The sequence below is a fragment of the Streptomyces sp. NPDC000941 genome (assembly GCF_053599555.1).
Genome location: NZ_JBSFMM010000106.1, coordinates 1 through 24,972 on the forward strand (window position 1 = coordinate 1; position 24,972 = coordinate 24,972).

The window sequence follows — 24,972 nt, forward strand, 5'->3', positions numbered from 1 at the left end:
ACGTCCAGCAGGCCGGCCAGGGTCTTGTGGATGACGTAGTACGGCACGTTGCCGTTCGACAGGGTTCCCGCCTCGAGAGCGCTGAAGTCGGACTCCGGGAAGCCGGACAGGTATCCGTTGTTGAACCCGGCGGCCCCGTTGTTGGCCTGGCACGTGGCCAACTCTGCCACCATGGAGGCAGCCTTGTCCCGGCACGTGGTGTCTCCCGTCACGGCATACAGCTGCGCCCATGCCGTCAGGAAGTGTCCCTGTACATGGGAGCGGAAGGGGAACGTCGGCGCGTCCCAGCCGCCGTTGGAGGCGGCGCTGTTCGTGGACAGCCGGTGGTTGGCCCGGAAGTTGTACAGCAACCGGTCGACATCGACGAACCGCAGGTAGTTCCGCGTACGGTTCTGATTGTCCAGCCATCGGCTCGCGGTCAGCTGGACCTGACCGAGTTCGAAGGGATAGGCGGACACCCCGATGTCGGCCCGGGCAGGGCCGCTTGCCGCTCGGGCGGGTAGGGATCCGATGACGGATTCAGCGGCGGAGGCGACGGCTGTGGCGCCGGCCGCCTGCAGCAGCCGCCGTCGGCTGACGGAGGAGGACAATATGCCCACCCTTTCTGTAATCAAGGAAAGCGGATACGTGGGACTGGCATGGCCATCCACTACTTGGGACCGGAGCGGCGGACGCGGTCGGCCGGCCCCTCGGCCATCAGCGAACTGTCAACCGCGAAGGACTCGGCGGTGTCCGGAGAGGCACGCCTGCGTCCAGCGGTTCAAGGTCGCACGGTCAGGAGAGGACCGCCTCCCACGCGGTCCCGTTGGAAGCGGCGTCGGCGGCGAGGCGATCCCGGGCGGCTGAGTCGTCGTACAGGCTCCAGCGCATCCAGTCCACGAACGTGGCGCGGGTTTGCGGGTAGGTGGCGCCGTTGTTCCAGACGTACTCGTCGTGTCCCTGCCCGCGGTGGGTGAGGAACGCCTTCGGCGCGGGGAGTTCCTGATACGCCTGGCGGGCGGAGGAGTACTGGCAGATCGGGTCCCGGTCGCCGTGGATGAACAGTGTCCTGGCGCTGACCGTGCCGGTGGGGTTGCCCATATCCACACAGGCGAAGGGGACCGCGGCGGTGTTGGTGGAGTACGAGGCGTTGCCGGTCTGGTACACCAGGTACCAGGTGCGCTGGGGCACGAAGTAGAACACCTGGGGTGCGGCGCGGTATCCGGTGTCGATCGCGCTGCGGTCCAGGTAGTAGTGCGGGGCGGAGGCCGCCGTAAGTACTTCACGGCGCGGATGTTCCTGATGGAGCCATGACATATTGATCGCCCTCCTTGTGTGACGGGACGAAGAGGTGCCAGGGCGCGGTGGCGCGCGGGGATCGCCTAACCGGTGCGGATGGTGCGGCTGCTGTTGTGCTCGGCCCGGCGGAGCGCACGGGCCGCTCCGATCAAGCCTCGTTCGGGGTTTCGAACGTCGGCCGGTCTGTCGGATGAATTGGATGATAGGCGTCTCGCGAGGAGCGTCAATGCCTTTAACGATTTGGTTTTCGCCGCCGCGCGGAGCGCTCAAAGTCCTTCGTCGTCCACGTGCGGTCCTCATGGGCCATGGAGGCTCTTCGTCGCCGACCTTGGAGTAGGTAGCGTTTGTCCAGCACAGGCCGGCATCGGTGACGGAACGTCATCACCGGGTGGCCGCCGCGAAGATGCCGGTCCGACAGCACGGAGGCCCCATGCCCTTGCCGCCCAGCCTGGTCACGCCACTCTTGCCATGTCCGCGACTGAAGCGGTGGCGAGCGGCGCCACGAGCCAGGCTGCCCCCTCTCAGGCCCGGCAGAACGAGATGGGCTTCATCGGCTGCTCGATGGCGGAGAACGTCGCGCAGGGGTACGTCGCGGACGGCGGCAGGCGCATGTGGGGTCCATACGGGACGGGCGGCCTGGTCGTGCAGGCGTGGACCGATCTCAACTCCAGCGCGTGGCGGCTGTTCGACCAGCAGGCGGGCAAGTACGGAAAGCCGAGCGCGGTGTGGGTGCAGATCTGCATCTTCGCCCAGCAGGGGGCAACCTACGACGAGGTGAAGAAACTCATCGCCAACGCTCGCCAGCATGCGGCCCCCGACGCGACGATCTACATCACCGGTCAGCCGCTCTACGACCCCGGCCAGACATGTTTCCTGGCGGGCGCCGACGGTCCGCAGTTGACCGACAGACTCGCCCGGCAGGCGGCCGCCGATCCGGCGCAGAACGTCATCTATCCCGGAGCGTTCCACCTCGCGAGCAATGAGGTCGCGGACGGCTGCCACGCCAATGCGGCGGGCCAGCGCTCGCTCGGCAGCCAGGCCCTGACCTTCTGGAACTGAAGCCGCCGTTGCGGCGGCCATGATTCCGGGGCTGCTCCTGCCTAATCGGCCACCGTGGAGGCGTCGGCCAGGAGTCGCGCGATGCCGGTCGGTCCGAAGACATCCTGTGTGGCGAGGGCGATGCCGCCGTGGAGTCCGGAGTCGCCCTTGAGCTGGGTCGCGGTGATGGTCAGTTTGCGGGTGGCCAGAGGAAGCGCGCGCTGGTACACCGCGGCTCGTACGGCGGAGACCAGGTCGTCGCGGAGTTCGCTCAGCGGGCCGGCCAGGATCACGCTGCGCGGGTTGAACATGTGGACCAGCATGGCCACCACTTCGCCGATCTCCGTGGCGGCCTGGCGCACGGCGTGCAGGGCGGTCGGGTCGCTGTTGGCGATGCGCTCGGCGAGTACACGCGTGCCGTGGAGCAGGTCGCCGTCGGTCGACTCGGGGATGCCCAGGCCGCGCAGGACGGCGCGGTGGGAGGCGATCGCCCCGACACAGCCGATGTTGCCGCAGACACACAGGACGGTGCCGCCGCCGACGGCCCGGATGTGGCCGATGTCGCCGGCGGCTCCGTCGGCACCGCGGTACACCTCGCCGGCCGCGGTGACCAGGCCGGACCCGATGCCGGTGGAGATCTTGATGCACAGCAGCGGCGTCTCCGCCCCGCCTTGTACGGCCTCGCCGAGGGCCATCAGGTTGACGTCGTTGTCCACCACGACGGGGGCGCGGAAACGTGTCCGGAGGTAGTCGGCGACGGGGTAGCCGTCCCAGCCGGGCATGCCGGTCGGCTGTACCGCGCAGCCCTGCTGGAAGTCGACCGGCCCGGGCAGGCCGATGACCGCCTCGCGTACGCGGTCGGGATCGCGGTGGTGCTTCTCCAGCAGCTCTCGCAGCCGCTCGGTCACCGCGTCCAGTACCGCCTGGGGACCGGCATCGATCCGGACCGGGACCGTGCTGCGCGCGATGAGCCGTCGGGTGAGATCGGCGATGGCCACGTGGGAGGCCGTGGTGTCGATGTCCGCGACGACAACGGTTCCGGCCTGCGGGCTGATCGTCAGCACCCGGGGCGGCCGCCCCCGGACGGACCGCCTGGACTCGACCTCCTGGAGGATGCCCGTGCCGACGAGATGGTCGACCTGCTGGCCCACGGTGGACCGGGCCAGGCCGCTGCGTCGGGCGATTTCCGCGCGGTTGGTCGCCTCCCCGGAGACCACGAGGCCCAACACCCGGCGCAGAGCCTGAGGGACCGATCCGGGGGCAGGCGATTCCTCCGCGTAGTCGTCGTCTTTATGCATTCCAGTGACCGTAATGACTTCTCCTTGGGTTCGTCAACGGTCATTATCTCGGGCCGTGCTCATGGGAAGTAACGGGGCATGCCGGTCGAAGATTGACCGATTTTAGGCCTTGAAGAAAATTAAATGTCCCATCTTGTGCTTGCTGCGTGAACTAAACGATGGTGATGCGCAGCGCGGCGTTCAGACCGCGGTCGGCTGCTGGACGGCGGAGGTGCACACGATGAATGACTCGCTTCGGGCGGTGGTTTCCGGAGCCGGGATGATCGGTGCCGTGCACGCGGCCGCGATCCGGGCGGCAGGGGGCGAACTCGCCGGAGTGGTGGCCTCGACCCCCGAGCGCAGCGCACTGGCCGCCGATGAATGGGGAGTGCCCAGCCGCTACCCGGACTTCGCGGCGGTGCTCGCCGACGACAGTGTCTCGGTGGTCCATGTGTGCACCCCGAACGCGCTGCACGTCGGGCAGGCCGAGGCGGCACTGCGCGCGGGCAAGCATGTGATCTGCGAGAAGCCACTCGCGACCGCGGCCGCCGACGCGGAACGCCTGACGAGGCTGGCGCGGGAGGCGGGCCTGGTGCTCGCGGTGCCCTTCGTCTACCGCTACCACCCCCTGGTCCGGGAGATCCGGGAGCGCCGGCTGCGTGGCGAGTTCGGGGCGTGGCAGCTGCTCCACGGCAGCTATCTGCAGGACTGGATGCTCTCCGAGAACGCCATGTCCTGGCGGGTCGACCCGGCCGACGGCGGACCGTCGCGGGCGTTCGCGGACATCGGATCCCACTGGTGTGACCTCGTCGAATGGGTCGCCGGAGTCCGCTTCACCACACTGACCGCGCGACTCGGCACCACCGTCGCCACGCGCCCCGCCGGTACGGGTGCCAGCTTCGCGACGACGGGCGAGGGCCCGCGGGTGCGGGTGCGTACCGAGGACGTGGCGACGGTGATGCTGCGCACCGACGGCGGTGTCCTGGGCACGCTGACCGTCTCCCAGGTGTCGGCCGGCCGCAAGAACCGACTGTGGTTCGAGCTCGACGGCTCGGCCGCCAGCGCGGTCTTCGACCAGGAGAACCCCGAGACCGCGTGGCTCGGCGCCCCGGACGGTGCGCGTGTGCTGGTCCGGGACCCCAACCACGGATCGGCCGAGCAGCGAAGGCTCTCCCGGCTGCCCGCCGGTCACGCACAGGGGTACGCCGACTGCTTCAACTCCTTTGTCGCCGACGCCTACGCGGCGATCCGCGGCGAATCGCCCGACGGTCTGCCCACCGGGGAGGACGGCGTCCGCTCGGCGCGGCTGGTCGAGGCCGTACTGACCTCCTCCGCCTCGCTCACCTGGGTCGACGTCGAACCCGCACCGATGGCACCCGTACCACCCGTAGCCCTCACAGCTCCGACAGACCTGGAGGCCACCGCATGAAACTCGGCATGCTCACCGCCTGCCTGCCCCAGCTCTCCCTCGCCGAGATCGCCTCCTGGGCGGGCGCCGCCGGATATCAGGCGCTGGAGGTCGCCGCCTGGCCCCGCACCGGCGGCCGTGACTTCGAGGCGGCCCACCTGCCGGTGACCGGCTTCGACGACCGCGCGGCCGACGAGACCCGGGCGCTGCTCGCCCGCCACGGCCTCGGCATCTCCGCGCTCGCCTACTACGAGAACAACCTCCATCCCGACCCCGAGCGGCGGGCCGAGATCCACACCCACCTCAAGGCGGTGGTGGACACGGCGCGGGCGCTGGAGGTCCCGTACGTCGGCACCTTCGTCGGCCGCGACTGGACCAGGCCCGTCGCCCACAACCTCGACACGGCCCAGCAGGTCTTCCCCGAGCTCGTCGAGTACGCGGGGGAGCGCGGGGTGCGGATCATCATCGAGAACTGTGTGATGGAGGGCTGGCACCCGGACGGCTATCCGGGCAACCTCGCCTATTCGCCCGAGCTGTGGGAGTGGATGTTCTCCCTCGGGCTGTATCTCAACTGGGACCCGTCACATCTGACCTGGATCGGCATCGACCCGGTGACGACCATCGCGCCCTACGCGGACAAGATCGTGCACGCCCAGGCCAAGGACCTCCAGATCCTCCCCGGCAAGGTCGATCGCTACGGCTTCTTCGGCAAGGCGGTCGGGCGCGACGACCCGTGGGACACCGGCTGGTGGCGCTACCGCGTCCCGGGCCGCGGCCAGGTCGACTGGAACGCCGTCGTGGACGCGCTGTACGAGAACGGCTTCTCCGGGACCCTCTCCGTCGAGCACGAGGACCCGGTGTGGAGCGGCACCGAGGAGCGGGTCAAGACCGGGCTGGAGATCGCCCACCGAACCCTGCGGCCTTTGATCGTCGCGTGATCGCCGCTTGACGTCCCCCTTCACGAACGCAGGAGATCCATGGCTCAGCAACAAGCACGGCACCGCATCGGGATTCTGGGCGCCGGCAACATATTCGGCCGCTACGTCGAGGGTCTGCGCACCTTTCCGGAGCTCGAAGTGGTCCGGGTGGCCGACGTCGACACGGCCCGCGCCAAGCAGGCCGCGTCCGAGTACGCCATCCCGGCCTGGGGCGACGCCGACGAGCTGCTCGACGACGACGCCGTCGAGATCGTCATCAACATCACTCCGCCGCGGTTCCACGCGAAGACCGTCATCGCCGCGCTGGAGGCCGGCAAACACGTCTACGTCGAGAAGCCGATCGCGGCCACCGTCGAGGAGGCCCGCGAGGTCCTGGACGCCGCCGCGGCCGGCGGGAAGCTGCTGGGCTCGGCCCCGGACACTTTCCTGGGCAGCGCCGTGCAGACCGCCCGGCACGCGATCGACACCGGCCTGATCGGCGAACCGGTCGGCGCCACCGCATTCGTACGCTCCAGCCGCGCCGAGACCTGGCACCCGGACCCCCGCGCCTTCTACGGACCCGGTGGCGGGCCCGTGCTCGACATGGGCCCCTACTACCTGGCCGCGCTCGTCAACTGCCTCGGCCCCATCCGGCAGGTGTCCGCCGCCACCCGCATCGGCGCGAAGACCCGCAAGGTGACCAGCCCCGAGCGGGTGGTCGACGAGATCACCGTCGAGGTCCCCACCCACGCCTCGGCCACCCTGACCTTCGCCTCCGGCGCCATCGGCACCACCCTGATGAGCTTCGACGTCTGGGACACCGAACTGCCGCGCATCGAGATCTACGGCACCGAGGGCACCCTCGCGCTGCCCAACCCCAACTTCTTCGACGGCGATGTGCGCGTCAAGCGCCACCACGACAGCCACTGGGCGGTACTCACCCCGGTCACCGAGCTCTTCGGCGCCGTGGACACCCCCGAGCAGCACCGCCGCGGCCTCGGCGTACGGGACCTCGCCGGGGCCATCGACGGCGGCGCGCACCGCGCCAACCCGCTCTTCGCCTTCCACACCCTGGACGTGCTGGAGAGCTTCGAGACCTCCCAGCGGGAGCGGCGGTTCGTCGAGATCGAGAGCAGCTGCGAGCGCCCCGAGCCCCGCTACGCCCACTGACCCGGCCACCGCGCCCGGCCACCGAAAGGACCGCAGATCACCATGAAGATCAGGCATGACCGCCTCGCCATCAACCCCCTCCAGTGGGTCGCGAGCGCCGACGGCTGGATCGACCCCACCCTCGCCCCGCCGCTCGACGAGCAGCTGACCGTCATCCGCGACACGGGCATCAAGGCCCTCCACACCGCCGTCCCCGGCGATCTGACCCCGCAGGCGTACGCCGCGAAGCTCGCCGCGTACGGCATCAGCCCGGCGCCCGGCTACATCGCGGTCCGGCTCACCGACGACGACGCCGAGCGGCGGACGTTCCGGGACACCGCGGCGCGCGTCGCCGGACACCACGCGGAGCTGGGCGTGGACACGGTCTTCCTCGCCATGGGGATGGCGAAGGACGCGGAGCGGGTGGCCCGTCCCGCGGTCGGCCACCTCGCCGACCAGGGGCGCCTGGAGCGGGTGCGGGACCTCCTGGCCGAGATCGCCGGGATCGTCCGGGCCGAGGGGATCGCCCCCGCCTTCCACCCGCACGTGGGCACCTGGGCCGAGACCGAGGAGGAGACCCGCTTCGTCCTCGACACCGTCGACGCCTCCGTCCTCGCCTTCGGGCCGGACATGGGCCATCTAACCTGGGCGGGAGCCGACGCCACCCGGCTGGTCCGCGACTACGCGGACCGCGTGGCGAGCGTCCACATCAAGGACCTGGACCTCGGCCTCGCCACCCGGGCCAGGGAGGCGGGCTGGGACTACCGCAAGACGGTGCTCGCGGGGCTGTGGTCGGAGCCGGGACACGGGAACGCGGACATCGAGGGCTTCGTCGGTGCGCTGCCCGACGACTTCGACGGCTGGCTGATCGTCGAGGTCGACCGCGGGGCCCGGCCGACCCCCGAGGAGAGCGTGCGGCTGTGCGGGGAGTGGGCCGCCCAGTACGCGTAGCCGTGACCGGGTTACGCGGGGCTGGACCGGCTTCGCACGGCCGACGGCAGGACGGTACGGGGGACAACGAGGTGATCCGGTACGTGAACCAGGTGGAGAGAACATGCGCAAGACAGTGGCGATCATCGGCGCCGGACTTCTGACGGCGACGGCGACGGCCTGCGGCGGCGGTACCCAGGCCGCCGGAGGCGACAAGACACTGACCCTCGCCGAGTCGGTCACGGCCACGCCGTGGGACCTGGCCAAGGCGAGCATGGGCCCCGAGGCCCAGTACTACCAGCCGGTCTTCGACACGCTGATCCGGCTCGACGCCAAGGGCGAGCCGACCCCCAACCTGGCCACGTCGTGGTCGTACGACAAGGCCCAGACGACCCTGACGCTGAAGCTGCGCACCGGGGTGAAGTTCACCGACGGCACCGCGCTCGACGCCGACGCGGTCCGGCAGAGCCTGCTGCACACCAAGAGCGGCACCGGCACCGCCGCCGGAGAGATCCAGGACATCACCGGCGTCGACGTCGTCGACGCCCACACCGTGGCGATCAAGCTGAGCCACCCCACCGCGTCACTGCTCTCGGCGCTGGGCCAGGTCTCCGGCATGATCGCCGGCCCCAAGTCGCTCAAGAACCCGAAGGTCCCGGTCGGCTCGGGCCCGTACCAGCTGGACACGTCGGCCACCACCGCCGGGCAGACGTACACCTACAAGCGCAACCCCGACTACTGGAACACGAAGGCGTTCCCCTACGACAAGATCGTCGTCAAGTACCTGGCCGACCCGACCGCGCGCACCAACGCGCTGCTGTCCGGGCAGCTCGACGGCGCCACCCTGAACCTCAACCGGGTGGCGACCGTCAAGGGCCGCGGTCTGAACGTCGTCACCTACCAGCCCGGCGACATCGAGGGCCTGTACATCTGGGACCGCGCCGGCAAGAAGGTGCCCGCCCTCGGCAAGCTGAAGGTCCGCCGGGCGCTCAACTACGCCTTCGACCGGCAGGCCATCATCAAGTCGGCCAAGACCGGGCTCGGCACGCCCACCACGCAGCTGTTCGCACCCGGTGAGGACGGCCACGACGCCGGGCTCGACGACACGTACTCCTACGATCCGGCGAAGGCCAAGAAGCTGCTGGCCGAGGCCGGCTACCCGAACGGCTTCTCCGTCACCGTCCCGGACCTCTCCGCGATGTTCCCGCAGGAGCAGGCCGCGCTCACCCAGTCCCTCAAGGACATCGGCATCAAGGTGAAGCTGGACAACCTGCCGGGCGACCAGGTCTTCAGCAGCATGCTGTCCGGCAAGTACGCGATGTCGTACTTCAAGCTGGGCGCGCCCACGGTCTGGGACAAGGTCCAGCTTCAGCTGATGAAGAAGTCGACCTGGAACCCCTTCAAGTACGACGACCCGAAGGCCGACGACCTCGTCGCACGCATCGGCAAGGCGACCGGAGCCAAGCGGTCGGCGCTGTTCAAGGAACTCAACACCTACGTCGTCGAGCAGGCATGGAACGCGCCCTGGAATGTCATCGCCAACGCGTACGCGACCGCGAAGGACGTGAAGGTGACGCCGCAGGCCGGCACCCAGTACCCGCCGATCTACAACTACGCACCGGCGGCCAAGTAACCATCGGGCCCGCTTCGACACGCGGAAGGAGGAACTGACCGTGCTCGTCTTCTTGTTCCGGCGCATAGCCGCCGGTGCCGTCCTGGTGGTCGTCGTGGCCACCGCGACGTTCCTGTTGCTGAACCTCACGGGCACCGACGTCGCCCGCAACGTTCTGGGCGAGACCGCCTCACGGTCCGCCGTGACCGCCAAGAGCCATGAACTCGGGCTGGACCAGCCCCTGGTGGAGCGTTACTGGCACTGGGTCGAACAGGCCGCACAGGGAAACCTGGGCAGCTCGTGGTTCACCGGCGACTCGGTGAACCAGTCCCTGATGGACACGTTGCCGGTCACCCTCTCCGTGGTGCTGACCGGCCTGCTGATCGCCGCGGTCCTCAGCGTCGCCCTGGGCGCGGCGGCGGCGCTGCGCGGCGGCTGGGTGGACCGCGTGGTGCAGTTCGCCGCCGTACTGGGCACCGCGGTGCCCAGCTTCCTGATCGCCCTGGTCCTCGTGGTCACCCTGGCGGTCCAGCTAGGGTGGCTGCCCGCCACCGGCTATGTCGCTCTCGGCGCCTCCCCCGCCGACTGGTTCCGCTCGATCATCCTGCCCGCGGTGTCCCTGGCCGTCGCCGCGACCGCGGCCACCGCGATGCAGGTGCGCGGCGCGATGATCGACGTACTGCGCGCCGACTTCGTGCGCACACTGCGCAGCCGCGGCCTGAGCACCCGCAGCGTGGTGTTCAAGCACGCGCTGCGCAATGCCGCCCCGCCCGCCCTGACCGTCATCGCCCTGCAGTTCATCGGCCTGATCAGCGGCGCCGTCGTGGTGGAGAAGGTGTTCGGCCTGCCCGGCATCGGGACCCTCGCCAACTCGGCCGCCGTACGCGGTGACGCGCCCGTGCTGCTGGGCACGGTCGTGGTCACCGTCGGCATCGTCGTCGCCGTCAATCTGCTGCTGGACATCGCGTACGGCTGGCTCAACCCGAAGGTGCGTATCTCATGACCGCCGTGGAGACCCCTCCGGCCCCCCAACGGGACGGCCTCGCGCGCCGGGCGCTGCGCGATCCGCTGGCCGTCGGCTGCCTGGTCGTCCTGGCGCTGCTGATCGCCGCGAGCCTGGCGGCACCGCTTCTCACCGGCTACGAGCCCGACCACAGCGTCATGGCGGACACGCTCGCGCCCATATCGGGCAGCCATCCGCTCGGCGGCGACGGCGTCGGCCGGGACGTGCTCTCACGGCTGCTGTACGGCGGCCGCACCAGCCTCGTGGGCGGCACGCTCGCCGTCCTCGTCGCCTTCGCGGTCGGCGGGCCGCTCGGTCTGATCAGCGGTTTCTACCGCGGCTGGTTCGACGCCGTGGCCGGCTGGATCGTCAATGTCATCATGGCCGTGCCCGCCATCATCGTGATGCTCGTGGTGATGGCGGCCGTCTCGCAGGACCTCAACGTCGCCATGATCGTCCTGGGCGTCATCATGGCCCCGATGGTCTTCCGCCTCATCCGCGCATCGGTGATCGCGGTCCGTGAGGAGTTGTACGTGGACGCCGCCCGGGTCTCGGGACTCGGCGACGGGCGCATCATGCGACGGCACGTCCTGCCCGTGGTGATCGCCCCGTCCCTCATCCAGGCGACCCAGGTGTTCGCCGTGGCGATCGGCATCCAGGCGGGGCTCGCCTTCCTCGGTCTGGGCAAGGCGTCCCAGGCCAGCTGGGGTGCGATGCTGGGCGACGCCTTCACCAACATCTACAACGCGCCCGCGCTGCTGGTCTGGCCGGGTGCCGCGATGGGCCTGACCATCCTGGCGTCGAGCCTGCTGGGCAACGCGGTGCGCGACGCGCTGGGCACGGCCGAGCCCCGGGTGGTAAGGCGTCGCAAGCGCGTCGAGCGAAGGGCCGCGGCCCCAGTGGCCGAGGCGCCCACGGACCGCCTCCTCACCGTGGCGGGGCTACGCGTCGGCTACCCGAAGCCCGGCGGCGACAAGACCGTCGTGGACGGGGTGAGCCTCACCGTGGCACGCGGTGAGGTGCTGGGTCTGGTCGGCGAGTCCGGCTCCGGCAAGAGCCAGACGGCGTTCTCCGTCCTCGGGCTGCTGCCGAACGAGGCCGAGGTGACGGCGGACCGGCTGGTCTTCGACGGGAAGGATCTGCTGGGCCTCGACCTCGCCGCGCTGAACGCCCTGCGCGGGCGTGGCATCGGCTACATCCCCCAGGAGCCCATGTCCAACCTGGACCCGTGCTTCCGGATCGGCTCTCAGCTCGTGGAGCCCATGCGCAAGCACCTGGGGCTCTCCCGGGCCGAGGCCCGCGCCAAGGCGCTCGGGCTCCTGGAACGGGTCGGCATCCCGGACCCGGAGCGGGTGTTCAGGTCGTATCCGCACCAGATCTCCGGCGGTATGGCCCAGCGCGTCCTCATCGCCGGCGCCGTGTCCTGCGACCCGCGGCTGCTGATCGCCGACGAGCCGACCACCGCGCTGGACGTCACCGTGCAGGCCGAGGTGCTGGACCTGATGCGCTCGCTCCAGCAGGAGCGGGAGATGGGCATGATCCTGGTGACCCACGACTTCGGTGTCGTGGCCGACATCTGCGACCGGGTCGCGGTGATGCAAAAGGGCCGCATCGTGGAGACCGCGCCGGCCCGGCAGATCTTCGCGGCGCCCGAGCACGCCTATACGCGCATGCTCCTGGACTCGACGCTCGAAGGCGGGCCCGCGCGCGGTGAGCTGCGCGTCCCCGACAAGCCCCGCAAGGAGGTGACGTCATGACCTCTCCGCTGCTCGAACTCGACGACGTCGTGGTGGAATACCCCGGGAAGGGCCGCGGCAAGAAGCCCTTCCGGGTTCTGCACGGTGTCTCCCTGTCCATCGCGCCCGGCGAGACCCTCGGCCTGGTCGGCGAGTCCGGCTCCGGCAAGACGACCCTGGGCCGGGCCGTCCTCGGCCTCGCCCCCGTCACCGGCGGCGAGATCCGGTACGAGGGGAGGCCCATCTCCCGGCTCGGCAAACGGGAGCGGCGGGCGCTCAGCAAGGACATCCAGGTCGTCTTCCAGGACCCGTTCACCTCGCTCAACCCGGCCATGACGGTCATGGACATCCTCACCGAGCCGCTGCTCGTGACCGGTGTCGCGCGCGCGGACGCGGAACGCCGGGTGCAGAAGCTGCTGGACCACGTGTATCTCCCCCAGGACGCGGCCCGCCGGCTGCCCCGCGAGTTCTCCGGAGGCCAGCGCCAGCGGATCGCCATCGCACGCGCCCTGTGCCGGGACCCCAAGCTGATCGTCTGCGACGAACCGGTCAGCGCCCTCGACCTGACGACACAGGCCCGGGTGCTCGACCTGTTCATCGAGATCCAGGAGGCGACCGGCGTGGCGTACCTCTTCGTCACCCACGACCTGTCCGTCGTACGGCACATCAGCCACCGGGTGGCCGTGCTGTACCGCGGCGACATCGTGGAGACGGGCGACGCGGCCCAGGTCACCGAGTCCCCGGAACACGCCTATACCAAGCGGCTGTTGCTCGCGGCGCCCGTGCCCGACCCTGAACGGCAGGCGCGGCGCCGCGCGGAACGGCTGAGGCAGGCCGCCTCATGAACGCGTACGACGCGTGCTCGGCCACCCTGACCCGGTATCTCGCGCTGTGCGACGTACCCGCGCGCGCCGAGGGCGAACTGGGCGACCTGTTCACCGAGGACGCCGTCTGGGAGGGCGGCGGCAGCGCCTACGCCGAGAAGTTCGGCCGCACCGAGGGCCGCGAGGCGATCGTCGCGATGCTGGCGGCCTATCTGCCGCCCCACCCCCACTTCCGTACCAATGTGCACCTGCTGTTCCCCGGCACGGTCGACGGCGACGGGCGTGGTGCGCGGGGGAGTTGGCCGATGCAGCAGCTCTCGCGGTACGAGTCGGGCGAGGCGGAGCTCATGGTCGCCCGGCTCGACGTGACCTTCCGGCTCGGCCCGGACCGGCCCCGCATCTCCGCCTTCCGCACCGAACGACTCTTCAGCGCACCGCTGCCGGGGGAGCGATGAGCGACCGCACCATGCTTCTGACCTGCTACGCCGACACCCACAACTACGGCTGGTCCCATGTCGACCTGTTCGTGCACGACAGCGCGGGCCGGGAGGTCAACTGGGTGCACTGGCAGGTCGACGAGAACGGCCCCGACGGAGCCGACCGGGCGACCGCCCGCGTCGAACCCACCCTGCGCCGCACGACGGAGTGGCACCACGGGACCAGCGCCGACGGCAGCGAGTACTGGACCGCTCGGGCCGCCTGGGACGGCTGAGATGTGCCTCGTGTACATCCTGGACGACGACGAGGAGCTGAGCGCGTCACTGGCCTGGCTCCTCGAGTCGGTCGGCATCCCCTCGGAGCGCTTCCGGGACGCCCGCACGTTCCTGAGCTCCTACGCCCGCGACCGGCCCGGCTGCCTGGTCCTCGACGTCCGCATGCCCGAGCTCAACGGCTTCGACGTCCAGGAACTGCTGAACGAGACGGGGGCGCCGCTGCCCGTCGTCTTCGTCTCCGCGCACGGCGACGTCCGGATGTCCGTACGGGCCCTGCAGAACGGGGCCGTCGACTTTCTGGAGAAGCCCTACGACCCCCAGCACATGCTGGACGTCGTGCAGGCCGCGCGGCGCACGGCGCGCGAGCGCTTCGAAATGGCCGCCCGGCGAGGCGAGTTGCGCGCCAAGCTGGACGGGCTGACCGTACGGGAGCGGGAAGTGCTCACCCTCTCCGCCGAAGGCGTGCCGAACAAGCAGATCGCGGGGCGGCTGGGCATCAGCGCCAAGACCGTCGATGTGCACCGTGCCCGCATCCGGGAGAAGACCGGCGCCGAGAGCATCCCCGCGCTCGTGCACGACCTGCTCCGGCTGGGGCTGTGTCCCCCGGCGGGCGAATGAGAGGAACGACCGTGGATCTCCTCGCGCCCGCCGACTTCCGGGAGCTGACCCAAGCCCTGAAGTACTGCGTCCTGCTGCACGACGCCCGCACCTACGAGATCCTCTGGGCCAATCGCGCGGCCTGCGACCTGCTCGGCTGGACCGTCGACGAGCTGAGGCCGCTCAAGGCGCCGGACATGAGCAAGAACGCCCGCCAGTACAGCCGCGAGCTCGGACACCGCTGGCTGGGGCAGGCCGTCGAGCACGGCACCAGCGCCACCGAGTGGTGCTACCGGTCCAAGAGCGGCGAGGAGATCCTCACCGAGGCGATCGCGATCCGTGTCGACCTGCCGGCGCGGACGGTGGTGCTGGTCCAGTTCCGCGACATCGCCGAGGAGAAGGCGGTCCGGCGCGACCTGTTCCGCACCGAGAGCAGGCTGCGCACCTTCCTCGGCAGCCTCGCCGAGGGCATCGTCGTCCTCGACGACGCGGACCGTGTCGTCTTCGCCAGCGAGTCGGCCGCGCGGCTGCTCGGCGCGGACCTCCATGGAGCGGACTTCGCCGACTACTGCCACGAGGGGGCCGTGCCGGCGCGAGAAGGCCGCTACCGGTTCGCCGCCCCCGGGAGCGCACCCCGCTGGTACGCGGCGACCTGCCAGTACATCGAGATCGAGAGCGATCTGCGCGGCCGGATGCTCCTCTTCTACGACATCACCGACCGGGTGCGCGCCGAGGAGGAGCACCGCCGCGACACCCAGCACCTCGACCACCTCGCCCGGTACAACGCCATGGGCGACATGGCGATGGCCATCGCCCACGAGGTGAGCCAGCCGCTCGCCGCCGCGTACAACTTCGTCGAAGGAGCACGCGGCCGGCTCGGCACCGGCGACGAGTCCGTGGCGTGGGGGCTGGACAACGCCGTCCGGCAGATCGAGCGCGCCCGCCGCATCCTCGGCAGCCTGCGGCAGTATGTCGGCCGCCTGGAGCCCTCCGAGCGGCCGGCCGACCTCAACGCGATCGTGCGCGACTGCGCGTACTTCATCGAACTGCGGGCCCAGGAGCACGCGGTGGCCGTCGAGCTCGACCTCGCCGCCGAGCCGCTGCCGGTGCGCTGCGAGAACGTGCTCATCGGGCAGGTCGTGATGAACCTCGCCTTCAACGCGATCGACGAGATGGCCCGCTGCCCGCGACCGGAGCGCAGGGTGTGTATCGCCACCCGGCCGGTGGCGGACGGCGGCGCGGAACTCGCCGTCCGGGATCGGGGCCGCGGCCTGCCGCCCGGCGACCGGATGTTCGACGGCGTCTTCACCGCCAAGGAGCACGGCAGCGGTATCGGCCTGGCCCTGAGCCACCGCATCATCACCCGCCACGGCGGCCACATCGACGCCGGCCCGAACCGCCCGCGCGGAGCCGTCTTCTGGTTCACGCTGCCGGCGGACCGGACACCTTCGGTTCCGGCCCCCGGAAAGACACACGGAAAAGCGAGTCCATGACCGACCACCGCCTCCTCGTCACCGGCCTCAGGGCCGAGCACCACCAGGAGCCGCTCGGCATCGGCGAGAGGCGCCCCCGGCTGTCCTGGCGGACGGCCACCGACCGGCCCGGCTGGAGCCAGACGGCCTACGAGATCCGGCTGACCGACGGCGATCGCGAGGTGTGCCGTGCCCACCGTCGGTCCGCCGAGTCCGTCCTGGTGCCGTGGCCCGGCGAGGCGCTGGGCTCCCGCCGGCGGATCGGCGTCGCGGTCAGGGTGTGGGGACCGGAGGACCGGGCGCCGTCGCTCTGGTCGAAGACGCTGACCGTGGAGGCCGGGTTGCACGAACCGGCCGACTGGTCGGCCAGTTTTGTGTCCCCCGCCTGGCCGGAGCCCACCGACCGGCAGGTCCCACCGCCCGTGCTGCGCGGCCGGTTCCGGCCGCGCGCCCCAGTCGTCTCGGCACGTCTGTACGCCACCGCCCACGGTCTGTACGAGGCCGAGATCAACGGCGTGCGCGTCGGCGACCACGTCCTGGCCCCCGGCTGGACCCACTACACCGAGCGCCTGCGCTACCAGACCCACGACGTCACCGCGCTGGTGCGCGACGGCGACAACGAGATCCGGGTCCTGCTGGCCGACGGCTGGTTCCGCGGACGGCTCGGGTTCGGCGGCGGCCGGCGGAACATCTACGGGGACCGGTTGGCCGCCCTCGCGCAGATCGAGGTGCGGCATGCCGACGGCACCGCCCAGACCTTCGGCTCCGGCCCCGACTGGCAGGCCGCGCACGGCCCGATCCTGAGCTCGGGGATCTACGAGGGCGAGGAGTACGACGCCCGCCGCGAGCCGTCGGACTGGAGCGCGGTGGAGGTCGTGCGGTACGACCCGGCGCGCCTGGCCGCCCCCGACGGCCCGCCCGTGCGGCGTACCGCGACCCTGGACCCGGTCGCCGCCTGGACCTCGCCCTCCGGCCGGACGATCCTCGACTTCGGCCAGAACCTCGTCGGCCGGCTCCGTATCCGGGTCGGCGGAGCGCCCGGACGCACGATCACTCTGCGCCATGCCGAGGTGCTGGAGGACGGGGAACTCTCGGTCCGGCCGCTCCGGGAGGCGCGGGCCACGGACACCTACACCCTCCGGGGCAGTCCCGGTGGGGAGGAATGGGAGCCGCGGTTCACCTTCCACGGCTTCCGCTATGCGGAGATCACCGGCTGGCCCGGGGAGCCGGCGCCGGGGGACGTCCAGGCCGTCGTCCTGCACACCGATATGCCCCGCACCGGATGGTTCGAGTGCTCCGAGCCGCTGCTGAACCGCCTGCATGAGAACGTGGTGTGGAGCATGCGCGGCAACTTCGTCGACATCCCCACCGACTGCCCGCAGCGCGACGAACGCCTCGGCTGGACCGCCGACCTGCAAGTCTTCGCGCCCACCGCGACGTTCCTGCACGAGTGCCCGGGACTGCTCCGCTCCTGGCTGGCGGACCTCGCCGCCCAACAGCACCCGGACGGCAGGGTTCCGATGTATGTGCCGTACATCGCCACCAGCTTCCCCGAACTGCGCGCCGCTGCCTGGGGGGACGCGGCCGTGATCGTGCCGTGGGTGATCTACGAGAGGTACGGCGACCTGCGGGTGCTCGCCGACCAGTACGACAGCATGAGGGCCTGGGTGGACGGCATCACGGCGGTCACCGGAGCCCGGCACGTATGGGACACCGACCGGCAGCTCGGCGACTGGCTCGACCCGGCCGCCCCGCCGGACCGCCCGGGCGACGCCAGGACCGACCCGCACCTGGTGGCCACCGCCTACTACGCCCGCTCGGCCGAACTGCTCGCGCGCACGGCGGAGTCGCTCGGCCGCCACGACGACCATGCCCACTACACCCGGCTGGCCGACGCCGTACGGGCCGCCTTCCGCGCCGAGTACCTCACCCCGGACGGCCGTCTCACCAGCGACGCGCAGACCGCGTACGCCCTCGCGCTGCGCTTCGGGCTCCTGGCCACCGACGGGCAGCGCGCACGCGCCGGGCGGCGGCTGGCCGAGCTCGTCCGCCGGGAGGACCACCACATCGGCACCGGCTTCGTCGGCACGCCGCTGATCTGCGACGCCCTGTGCGAGGCGGGGGAGTACGACACCGCCTACCGGCTCCTGCTGCAGCGGACCTGCCCGTCCTGGCTCTACCCGGTCACCATGGGCGCGACCACCGTCTGGGAGCGCTGGGACAGCATGCTCCCGGACGGCACGGTCAACCCCGGCGAGATGACGTCCTTCAACCACTACGCCCTCGGAGCCGTCGCCGACTGGCTGCACCGCACCGTCGCCGGGCTCGCCCCCGCCGCCCCCGGCTACCGGCGCATCCTCGTCCGCCCCCGCCCCGGCGGCGGGCTGAGTCATGCCTCCGCCGCCCACGACACCCCGTACGGCCGCGCCGAGGTGTCCTGGACCAGCACCGGGGGTGAGCTGCGCGTCACCGTCACGGTCCCACCCGGCACCACCGCGCTGATCGACCTGCCGGATGCGACGGAGCCCGTCGAGGTCGGCCCCGGCACCTACCTGTTCCGAACGGAGCTGTCATGACCACCCGATACCAGCACACCACTCTCATCGACGGAACAGGGGCCACCCCCGTCCCGGACGCGGTCCTCGTCGTGGACGACGACGGGCTGATCACATACGCGGGCCCCGAGGCCGCCGCGCCGCCGACACCCACCGCGACCACGGTCGACCTGGGCGGCAGGACCCTGCTGCCCGGCTTCTTCGACTGCCACGCGCACCTGTGCATGACCCCGGAGCGCGGGCTGATCGCGGGGTTGGCCGCCGACCCGACGGTGGAGACCTTCGAGATCGCGGAACGGCTGCGCGCCACCCTGGACGCGGGCGTGACGACACTGCGCGACCTCGGCGGTGTGCCCGCGGGCTACCGCACGGCGATCGAACGAGGTCTGATCGAGGGCCCCCGGCTCCAGGTCGCCGTGAAGGTGATCAGCCACACCGGCGGACACGCCGACTGCTCGCTGCCCGGCGGCATCGACGCCGCCCCCCACCTGGGCGAGCTCGCCGACACGGCCGACGAGGCGCGGCTCGCGGCCCGGCGGGTGCTGCGCGCGGGAGCGGACGTGGTGAAGGTCTGTGCCACCGGCGGCATGGGCAGCCCGCACGACGACCCCGACGACGAGGGGCTGACGTGCGAGGAGATGGCCGCCGTCGTCGACGAGGCGGCACGGCACCGCGGGAAGCCCGTGGCGGTGCACGCGCAGGGGAGCGCCGGCATCCGCAACGCACTGCGGGCCCGGGTCACCAGCATCGAGCACGGCTACGGCATGACCGACGAACTGTGCGATCTGGCCCTGGAGACGGGCGTGTTCCTCGTCCCCACCCTGTCCACCGTGTTCACCCCGCTCGACCGCGCGGCGATGGCCGAGCACCACTACCGCAAGAAGAGCCGCTGGTCGGGGATCAGCAAGGAGAACATCGCGCACGCGATCAGCCGGGGTGTGCCCATCGCCCTGGGCACCGACGCGGGCGTCGTCCCGCACGCCCGCAATCTGATGGAGCTGTCGTACCTGGTCGAGTTGGGCATGGACCCCCTCGACGCGATCACGGCGGGCACCCTGAACGGAGCCCGGCTCCTCGGCGTCGACGACCGGCTGGGCTCCCTGGAGACCGGCAAGACGGCCGACTTCGTGGTCGCCGAACGGGATCCGCTCCGCGATATCGCCGCACTCGGCAGTCCGGAGAACGTCGTCCTGGTCGCGCAGGCGGGAGTCGTACGGAAAAACCTGCTGCCGGAAATACCGACTGCGGGAAAGCCAACCACGGGAAATCCGACTACGGGAAATCCCCTAGTCGATGCGGCCAATTCCCAATTGTAGGAGGCGAATCGCGGCCCATAGCGTGAAGGGGTGGCGGACAAGAGAACCGCCCCGGAATGCGAGGAGAATCTCCCATGACGCGGACGCCGGCTCCCCCGGAAACACTTGACCAGGTGCTGGCGGTCGTCGCCGAACGGCGGGCCGAGTTCGAGGAGAAGCGGCATGTGCCGCCGGATGTGATCGCTGAATTCAAGCGTGCGGGAATCTACCGGGCCGGGGTCCCGAAGCGCTTCGGCGGAGACGCCCTGCCGCCCGCCGAATTCCTGGCGCTCATCGAGCGCATATCGGAGGTCGACGGTTCCGCCGGCTGGGTCGCCAGCTTCGGCTCGTCCGGTATTTATCTGGCCGCGCTTCCCGAGGAGACCCAGGCGCGGCTGTATGCCGACGGCCCCGATGTGGCCTTCGCGGGCGGCCTGTTCCCGGTCCAGCCCGCCGAGCGCGCCGAGGGCGGCTACCGGGTCTCGGGGCGCTGGAAGTTCGCCAGCGGCTGCAAGGGCGCGGACCTCCTGGGGGTGGGCATCAAGCCCGGGACCGGCCGGGACGGCCGGGGCGGCCGACCGCTGACCGCCGTACTGCGGCCCGAGCAGGCCGAGATCGTCGAGAACTGGGACGTCATCGGCATGCGCGGCACCGGCAGCCACGACCTGGCCGTCGACGAGGCGGTCGTCCCCGAGGAGTGGACATTCGTCCGCGGCGGCGAGCCCACCGTCGACGAGCCGCTCTACCGCTACCCGACGGTCCCGTACGCCGCGCAGGTCCTGGCCGTCGTCGGCCTCGGCGTCGCCCGCGCCGCGCTCGACCAGGTCATCGCCGCCGGCGGCCGCGCCGGGTACACCGGGGCGCCCAAGCCCGCCGAGCGCGCCACCTACCGCATCGCGGTGGGCCGGGCGGAGGCCGAGCTGCGGTCGGCGCGCGCTTTCTTCTACGAGGCCACCGAGGAGGCGTGGGCGACCGTGGCGGCGGGCGATCCCGCCACCCCCAGGCAGGCCAGTGCGCTGCGGCTCGCCTCCACCCACCTGGCCAGGACTTCCTTCGAGGCCGTACGGGCCGCCTACCAGCTCGCCGGCATCTCCGCCATCGCGGACGGCAGCCCGCTGCAGCGCGCCCTGCGCGACGCCTCCGTCGTCCCGCAGCACGCCTTCCTCCAGGAGGGCGTGTACGACGGCGCGGGCGCGGTCCTCATGGGCGTCCAGCCCTTCCCCGGTTACCTCTGACAGACAGGAGCCCCCCATGCCCGAACCCGCGAACGCCCCGCTGCGCGTGCTGTTCTGCGTCGGCGTCAACCAGAACTTCTTCGACCTGCCCACCGGCCAGGGCAAGACCGTCTGGGACGGCTTCACGAGCATGCTCGCCCAGCTGTACGAGCTGCCCGGCGTGACCGTCCTCGGCACCGTCGACGACGACCAGCACATGGTCGGCCCCTCCGACTCCTGGCCCTGGACCTGCTACGTACTGGCCGATGTCGTCGACCAGCCGACCGTGGCCGCGGCCTGTAACCTCTTCCGCACCGTCCAGGTCGGCGAGCACGGCCTGTGGCGCTATATGAAGATCGAGGCGCGCCTCGGCCGTCCGCTGCCCCAGCCGGAGGCCGCCCGATGACCGCGCGTCCGGGGACCCCCGACATCGCCTCGCTGGTCGAGTCCGACCGCGTCGCGGGCACCCTCTACACCGACCCGGCCCTCTTCGAGTGTGAGATGGACCGGATCTTCCACCGCACCTGGGTGTGGGTGGCTCACGAGAGCGAGATCGCCAAGGCGGGGGACTTCAAGACGGCCTGGGTCGGCCGCCGCCCCGTCATCGTCACCCGGGACCGCAAGGGCGGGATCAACGTCCTGCTCAACCGCTGCCGCCACCGAGGCGCCAGTGTCTGCGAGGCCCCCAAGGGCAACGGCAACGGCTTCACCTGCCCGTACCACGCCTGGTCGTACGCGCTCGACGGCACCCTGCGCGGCATCCCCTACCCCGAGGGCTACGAGGACGTCGTCGAGAAGCGGGACCTCCCGCTCCAGCGGCTGAAGGTCGGCAGCTACGCGGGCATGGTGTTCGCGAGCTTCGACCACGGCATCGAGCCGCTGGAGGACTTCCTCGGCGGGGCGCGACTGTGGATCGACCGCTTCATGAAGCAGGGCGCGGGCTACCCGATCAAGGTGCAGGGCGAGCACAAGTTCCGCTTCCAGGGCAACTGGAAGATCCAGCTGGAGAACACCACCGACTGGTACCACTTCCCGATCGTGCACCGCTCCTGGATGTCCTCGGTCGACGCCGAGACCGCGAGCATGCTGTCGATCATGACGGACGAGACCGCGGTCACCCACGCCCTCGGCAACGGCCACAGTGTCTCCGTCTCCGTCGCCGAACACGCCGACCTGGACGTCGACGACGGCACCGAGAAGCTTCAGGACCGCTTCGGCCACATCGTCGAGGAACTGTCGAAGGACCTGCCGCCGGAGAAGGTGCGGCGCATCGTCCGCTCCCTGCACGGCGCCGGGTTCAACCTCAACCTGTTCCCGAATGTCGCCATGTCGATGGCGTTCTTCCGCGTCCTGCGGCCCATCTCGGTCGCGGAGACCGAGATCCGGCATGTGGCGCTCGGCCTGGACGGCGGACCGGAGATCGTCAACCGCGAACGGCTGCGCATCCACGAGCACTTCCAGGGTCCGTTCGGCTTCGGCAGCCCCGACGACGCGGAGGCCTGGAGCCGCGTCCAGCGCGGCGTGGCCGGCGGCGCGGACCTGCCCATCCTCGTCAACCGCGGCCTCGGCCGCGAGACCCCCAACGACCTCGGCCAGCCCACATCCCACGCCACCGACGAGACGGGGATGCGGGAGGCCTACGCGATGTGGAAGCGGATGATGACCGATGACAACTGACGCCCCCGCTACGGCCCCGGCGGTCGCGGAACTCCCGCTCGACGACCCGCGCGCCCTCGCCGCCGTCTCCCTGATCTGGCGGGAGGCCCACCTGCTTGACGCCCGGCGCTACCACGAGTGGGACGCCCTGTGGGCCGAGGGCGGCGAGTACGTCGTCCCCATCGACCGGGAGACCACCGACTTCGCCGCCACCCTCAACCTGGTCTACGACGACGACCGGATGCGCCGTATGCGCGTCGAGCGCCTCACCGGCGGCCTCTCCATCTCGGCGGTCGCGGCGGCCCGCACGGTCCGCTCGGTCTCGCGGTTCGTGGTCACCGGCCGCGAGGAGGGCGCCCTGGAGGTCTGCTCGGCGCAGATCCTGGTCGGCTACAAGCGCGAGGAGACCTTCGTGCTCGCCGCCGACGTCACGCACCGGCTCGTCTTCGGGGCGGACGGCCCCCGGATCTCGCGGAAGATCGTGCGGATGGTCAACTCCGACGACACGGTCACGGCCTCCGGGTTCCTGCTGTGAGCCCGTACGAGGACGGGAACTGGCGGGTCGCGGTCGTCACCGGAGCCGCCCGCGGACTGGGCGCCTGCATCGCGGGGCGACTGTACGACCGGGGCTACCGCGTCGCGCTCACCGACCTGGACGAGGCCGCGGCGGCGAAGGTCGCGGCGGACCTCGACCCGGATGGTGGCACCGCCGTCGGGCTCGCCCTGGACGTACGCGACAAGGACGCCTTCGCCCGGGTCCGCGACCAGGTGGCCGAGCGCTGGGGCGCCGTCCATGTGCTGGTCAACAACGCCGGACACGCCAAGGCAGAAGCGCTGATGGAGATCAGCCCCGACAGCTTCGAACAGGTCGTGTCGACCAACCTCAACGGCACCTTCTTCGGCTGCCAGGTCTTCGGCGCCTACTTCGCCGAGCGGGGCTACGGACGCATCGTCAACATCGCCTCCCTCGCCGGCCAGAACGGCGGCACGGCCACCGGCGGCCATTACGCGGCGGCGAAGGGGGGAGTGGCCACCCTGACCAAGGTGTTCGCCCGCGAACTCGGTCCGCACGGCGTGACGGTGAATGCCATCTCCCCGGGGCCCCAGGACCTGCCGGTGGTCCGCGAGATGGTGCCGCCCGACCAGCTCGCCGCCATCGAACAGTCCATCCCGGTAGGGCGGTTGGGGCGCCCGCGGTTCATCGCCGACATGGCCGTGCTGCTCGCCGCCGAGCACGCGGACGCGGTCACCGGAGCGTGCTGGGACGCCAACGGCGGCCTGTTCATGCGCTGACAGCGCCGTCAGCACCACACCCAACGCGAAGGCAGACGGATGTTCACTGTCACCGTCACCGAGACCCACGCCGAAACCGACACGATCAAGGTCCTCCGGATCATCCGCCCCGACGGCGCCCCCCTCGCCCCGTACCCGGCGGGCGCGCACATCGACGTGACAGGACCCACGGGGATCACCCGCCCGTACTCGCTGTGCGGACCGCCCGACGGCACCGGTGCGTACACCATCGCCGTCAAACGCGAGGAGAACTCGCGGGGCGGCTCCCAGGCCCTGCACGACAAGGTCGAGCGGGGCACGGAGCTGACCATCGGAGCGCCCCGCCGACTCTTCGGCCTCGCCCCACGGGCAGGGGAGCACCACCTGGTGGCGGCCGGGATCGGGATCACGCCCCTGCTGGCGATGGCGTACGAACTGCACGCCCGGGAAGCCGAGTTCAGGCTGCACTATGTGGCACGGAGCCGGGCCGAGGCGGCCTTCGCCGGGCTGCTGGAGGAGTCCGCCTTCGCCGATCGCGTCGTCCGCCACTTCGGGGCCGGCCGGCAGACGGTGGCCCGCGAGCTGACGCGAGCACTGGCGGGGCTTCCGGCCCACGCACACGTATACACCTGCGGGCCCCAGGGCTTCATGGCACAGGTCCGCGAGCTGGCGGCCCGAAGCCTGCCCGAGGAGCAGATCCACTCCGAGCCGTTCCAGGCGGCGACGTCGGCGGACACCGGGGCCGACGACGGCTTCGAGGTCGAACTCGACACCGGCGAGGTCTTCACCGTGCCGCCCGGGAAGAGCATCGCGGACGTGCTGGAGGAGAACGGCGTTCCGCTGGAGACCTCCTGCCGCGAAGGCATCTGCGGGACCTGCGTGCTGCGGGTCGTCGAGGGCGAACCCGACCACCGCGACCACTGTCTGTCGGCCAAGGAGAAGGCGGCCGGAGACCAGATCGCCGCCTGTGTGTCGCGCGCGACGTCACCGCGGCTGGTGGTCGAGCTGTGGTGAACCGGCCCGAAC

General features: G+C 70.9%; 23 protein-coding genes and 1 pseudogene. 21 read left to right on the plus strand and 3 right to left on the minus strand.

The features are described 5' to 3' along the window. Both ACWDSL_RS29595 and ACWDSL_RS29600 read right to left on the minus strand, forming a co-directional pair. Positions 1 to 590, minus strand: a 590-nt coding sequence (locus ACWDSL_RS29595; RefSeq protein WP_450490527.1) for a beta-L-arabinofuranosidase domain-containing protein, incomplete at its 3' end; no start/stop codon positions are given. Between the two features lie 184 nt (positions 591 to 774). Then, positions 775 to 1,251, minus strand: a pseudogene (locus tag ACWDSL_RS29600) (alpha/beta hydrolase); the annotation flags it as partial. 495 nt (positions 1,252 to 1,746) lie between these two features. Here ACWDSL_RS29600 and ACWDSL_RS29605 point away from each other — a divergent pair. Next, complete coding sequence (locus ACWDSL_RS29605) at positions 1,747 to 2,337, plus strand: hypothetical protein (RefSeq protein ID WP_450490529.1); 591 nt, start codon at positions 1,747 to 1,749, stop codon at positions 2,335 to 2,337. A gap of 41 nt (positions 2,338 to 2,378) precedes the next feature. On the opposite strand, the gene ACWDSL_RS29610 is transcribed toward ACWDSL_RS29605, so the two are convergent. Beyond that, positions 2,379 to 3,614, minus strand: a complete 1,236-nt coding sequence (locus ACWDSL_RS29610; RefSeq protein ID WP_450490531.1) for an ROK family protein — start codon at positions 3,612 to 3,614, stop codon at positions 2,379 to 2,381. 220 nt (positions 3,615 to 3,834) lie between these two features. Here ACWDSL_RS29610 and ACWDSL_RS29615 point away from each other — a divergent pair, with 220 nt between their 5' ends. The 20 genes from ACWDSL_RS29615 to ACWDSL_RS29710 all read left to right on the plus strand — a co-directional run bounded on the left by ACWDSL_RS29615 (position 3,835) and on the right by ACWDSL_RS29710 (position 24,960). Then, positions 3,835 to 5,022, plus strand: a complete 1,188-nt coding sequence (locus ACWDSL_RS29615) for a Gfo/Idh/MocA family protein (protein ID WP_450490533.1) — start codon at positions 3,835 to 3,837, stop codon at positions 5,020 to 5,022. Continuing rightward, complete coding sequence (locus ACWDSL_RS29620) at positions 5,019 to 5,939, plus strand: sugar phosphate isomerase/epimerase family protein (protein ID WP_450490535.1); 921 nt, start codon at positions 5,019 to 5,021, stop codon at positions 5,937 to 5,939. Before ACWDSL_RS29615 ends, ACWDSL_RS29620 begins: the two co-directional genes overlap by 4 nt. A 39-nt stretch (positions 5,940 to 5,978) precedes the next feature. Next, complete coding sequence (locus ACWDSL_RS29625) at positions 5,979 to 7,088, plus strand: Gfo/Idh/MocA family protein (RefSeq protein ID WP_450490537.1); 1,110 nt, start codon at positions 5,979 to 5,981, stop codon at positions 7,086 to 7,088. Positions 7,089 to 7,130: 42 nt separating this feature from the next. Further along, positions 7,131 to 8,018, plus strand: coding sequence for a sugar phosphate isomerase/epimerase family protein (locus ACWDSL_RS29630; protein WP_450490539.1), 888 nt, complete (start codon positions 7,131 to 7,133; stop codon positions 8,016 to 8,018). A 103-nt stretch (positions 8,019 to 8,121) separates the two neighbouring features. After that, a complete protein-coding gene (locus tag ACWDSL_RS29635; RefSeq protein WP_450490541.1) occupies positions 8,122 to 9,630 on the plus strand; it encodes an ABC transporter substrate-binding protein in 1,509 nt (502 codons plus the stop codon). A 40-nt stretch (positions 9,631 to 9,670) separates the two neighbouring features. Beyond that, positions 9,671 to 10,612 (plus strand): ABC transporter permease, encoded by a 942-nt coding sequence (locus ACWDSL_RS29640; protein WP_450490543.1) that lies wholly within the window; start codon positions 9,671 to 9,673, stop codon positions 10,610 to 10,612. Further along, a complete protein-coding gene (locus ACWDSL_RS29645; protein WP_450490545.1) occupies positions 10,609 to 12,369 on the plus strand; it encodes a dipeptide/oligopeptide/nickel ABC transporter permease/ATP-binding protein in 1,761 nt (586 codons plus the stop codon). Before ACWDSL_RS29640 ends, ACWDSL_RS29645 begins: the two co-directional genes overlap by 4 nt. After that, the gene (locus ACWDSL_RS29650) at positions 12,366 to 13,193 is read left to right on the plus strand and encodes an ATP-binding cassette domain-containing protein (RefSeq protein WP_450490547.1); all 828 of its coding nucleotides are present in this window, start codon (positions 12,366 to 12,368) and stop codon (positions 13,191 to 13,193) included. The genes ACWDSL_RS29645 and ACWDSL_RS29650 overlap by 4 nt, the downstream gene beginning before the upstream one ends. Beyond that, the gene (locus ACWDSL_RS29655) at positions 13,190 to 13,627 is read left to right on the plus strand and encodes a nuclear transport factor 2 family protein (protein WP_450490549.1); all 438 of its coding nucleotides are present in this window, start codon (positions 13,190 to 13,192) and stop codon (positions 13,625 to 13,627) included. Before ACWDSL_RS29650 ends, ACWDSL_RS29655 begins: the two co-directional genes overlap by 4 nt. Further along, entirely contained in the window at positions 13,624 to 13,884 is a 261-nt protein-coding gene (locus tag ACWDSL_RS29660) for a hypothetical protein (protein ID WP_352135436.1), read from the plus strand. Before ACWDSL_RS29655 ends, ACWDSL_RS29660 begins: the two co-directional genes overlap by 4 nt. A gap of 1 nt (position 13,885) precedes the next feature. After that, the gene (locus tag ACWDSL_RS29665) at positions 13,886 to 14,503 is read left to right on the plus strand and encodes a response regulator transcription factor (RefSeq protein ID WP_450490551.1); all 618 of its coding nucleotides are present in this window, start codon (positions 13,886 to 13,888) and stop codon (positions 14,501 to 14,503) included. Between the two features lie 11 nt (positions 14,504 to 14,514). Further along, positions 14,515 to 15,975: an ATP-binding protein gene (locus tag ACWDSL_RS29670; RefSeq protein WP_450490553.1), complete on the plus strand. Its 1,461-nt coding sequence runs from the start codon at positions 14,515 to 14,517 to the stop codon at positions 15,973 to 15,975. After that, positions 15,972 to 18,530, plus strand: coding sequence for a glycoside hydrolase family 78 protein (locus ACWDSL_RS29675; RefSeq protein WP_450490555.1), 2,559 nt, complete (start codon positions 15,972 to 15,974; stop codon positions 18,528 to 18,530). The genes ACWDSL_RS29670 and ACWDSL_RS29675 overlap by 4 nt, the downstream gene beginning before the upstream one ends. Next, positions 18,527 to 19,825, plus strand: a complete 1,299-nt coding sequence (locus ACWDSL_RS29680) for a metal-dependent hydrolase family protein (RefSeq protein ID WP_450490557.1) — start codon at positions 18,527 to 18,529, stop codon at positions 19,823 to 19,825. Before ACWDSL_RS29675 ends, ACWDSL_RS29680 begins: the two co-directional genes overlap by 4 nt. 74 nt (positions 19,826 to 19,899) lie before the next feature. Then, positions 19,900 to 21,039 (plus strand): acyl-CoA dehydrogenase family protein, encoded by a 1,140-nt coding sequence (locus ACWDSL_RS29685; protein ID WP_450490559.1) that lies wholly within the window; start codon positions 19,900 to 19,902, stop codon positions 21,037 to 21,039. 16 nt (positions 21,040 to 21,055) lie between these two features. Then, entirely contained in the window at positions 21,056 to 21,424 is a 369-nt protein-coding gene (locus tag ACWDSL_RS29690) for a hypothetical protein (RefSeq protein WP_450490561.1), read from the plus strand. Beyond that, entirely contained in the window at positions 21,421 to 22,695 is a 1,275-nt protein-coding gene (locus tag ACWDSL_RS29695; protein WP_450490563.1) for an aromatic ring-hydroxylating oxygenase subunit alpha, read from the plus strand. The genes ACWDSL_RS29690 and ACWDSL_RS29695 overlap by 4 nt, the downstream gene beginning before the upstream one ends. Continuing rightward, positions 22,685 to 23,209, plus strand: a complete 525-nt coding sequence (locus ACWDSL_RS29700; protein WP_450490565.1) for an aromatic-ring-hydroxylating dioxygenase subunit beta — start codon at positions 22,685 to 22,687, stop codon at positions 23,207 to 23,209. Before ACWDSL_RS29695 ends, ACWDSL_RS29700 begins: the two co-directional genes overlap by 11 nt. Then, the gene (locus tag ACWDSL_RS29705) at positions 23,206 to 23,967 is read left to right on the plus strand and encodes an SDR family NAD(P)-dependent oxidoreductase (protein WP_450490567.1); all 762 of its coding nucleotides are present in this window, start codon (positions 23,206 to 23,208) and stop codon (positions 23,965 to 23,967) included. Before ACWDSL_RS29700 ends, ACWDSL_RS29705 begins: the two co-directional genes overlap by 4 nt. Positions 23,968 to 24,006: 39 nt before the next feature. Further along, positions 24,007 to 24,960, plus strand: a complete 954-nt coding sequence (locus ACWDSL_RS29710) for a PDR/VanB family oxidoreductase (protein ID WP_450490569.1) — start codon at positions 24,007 to 24,009, stop codon at positions 24,958 to 24,960. Positions 24,961 to 24,972 lie beyond the last annotated feature (12 nt).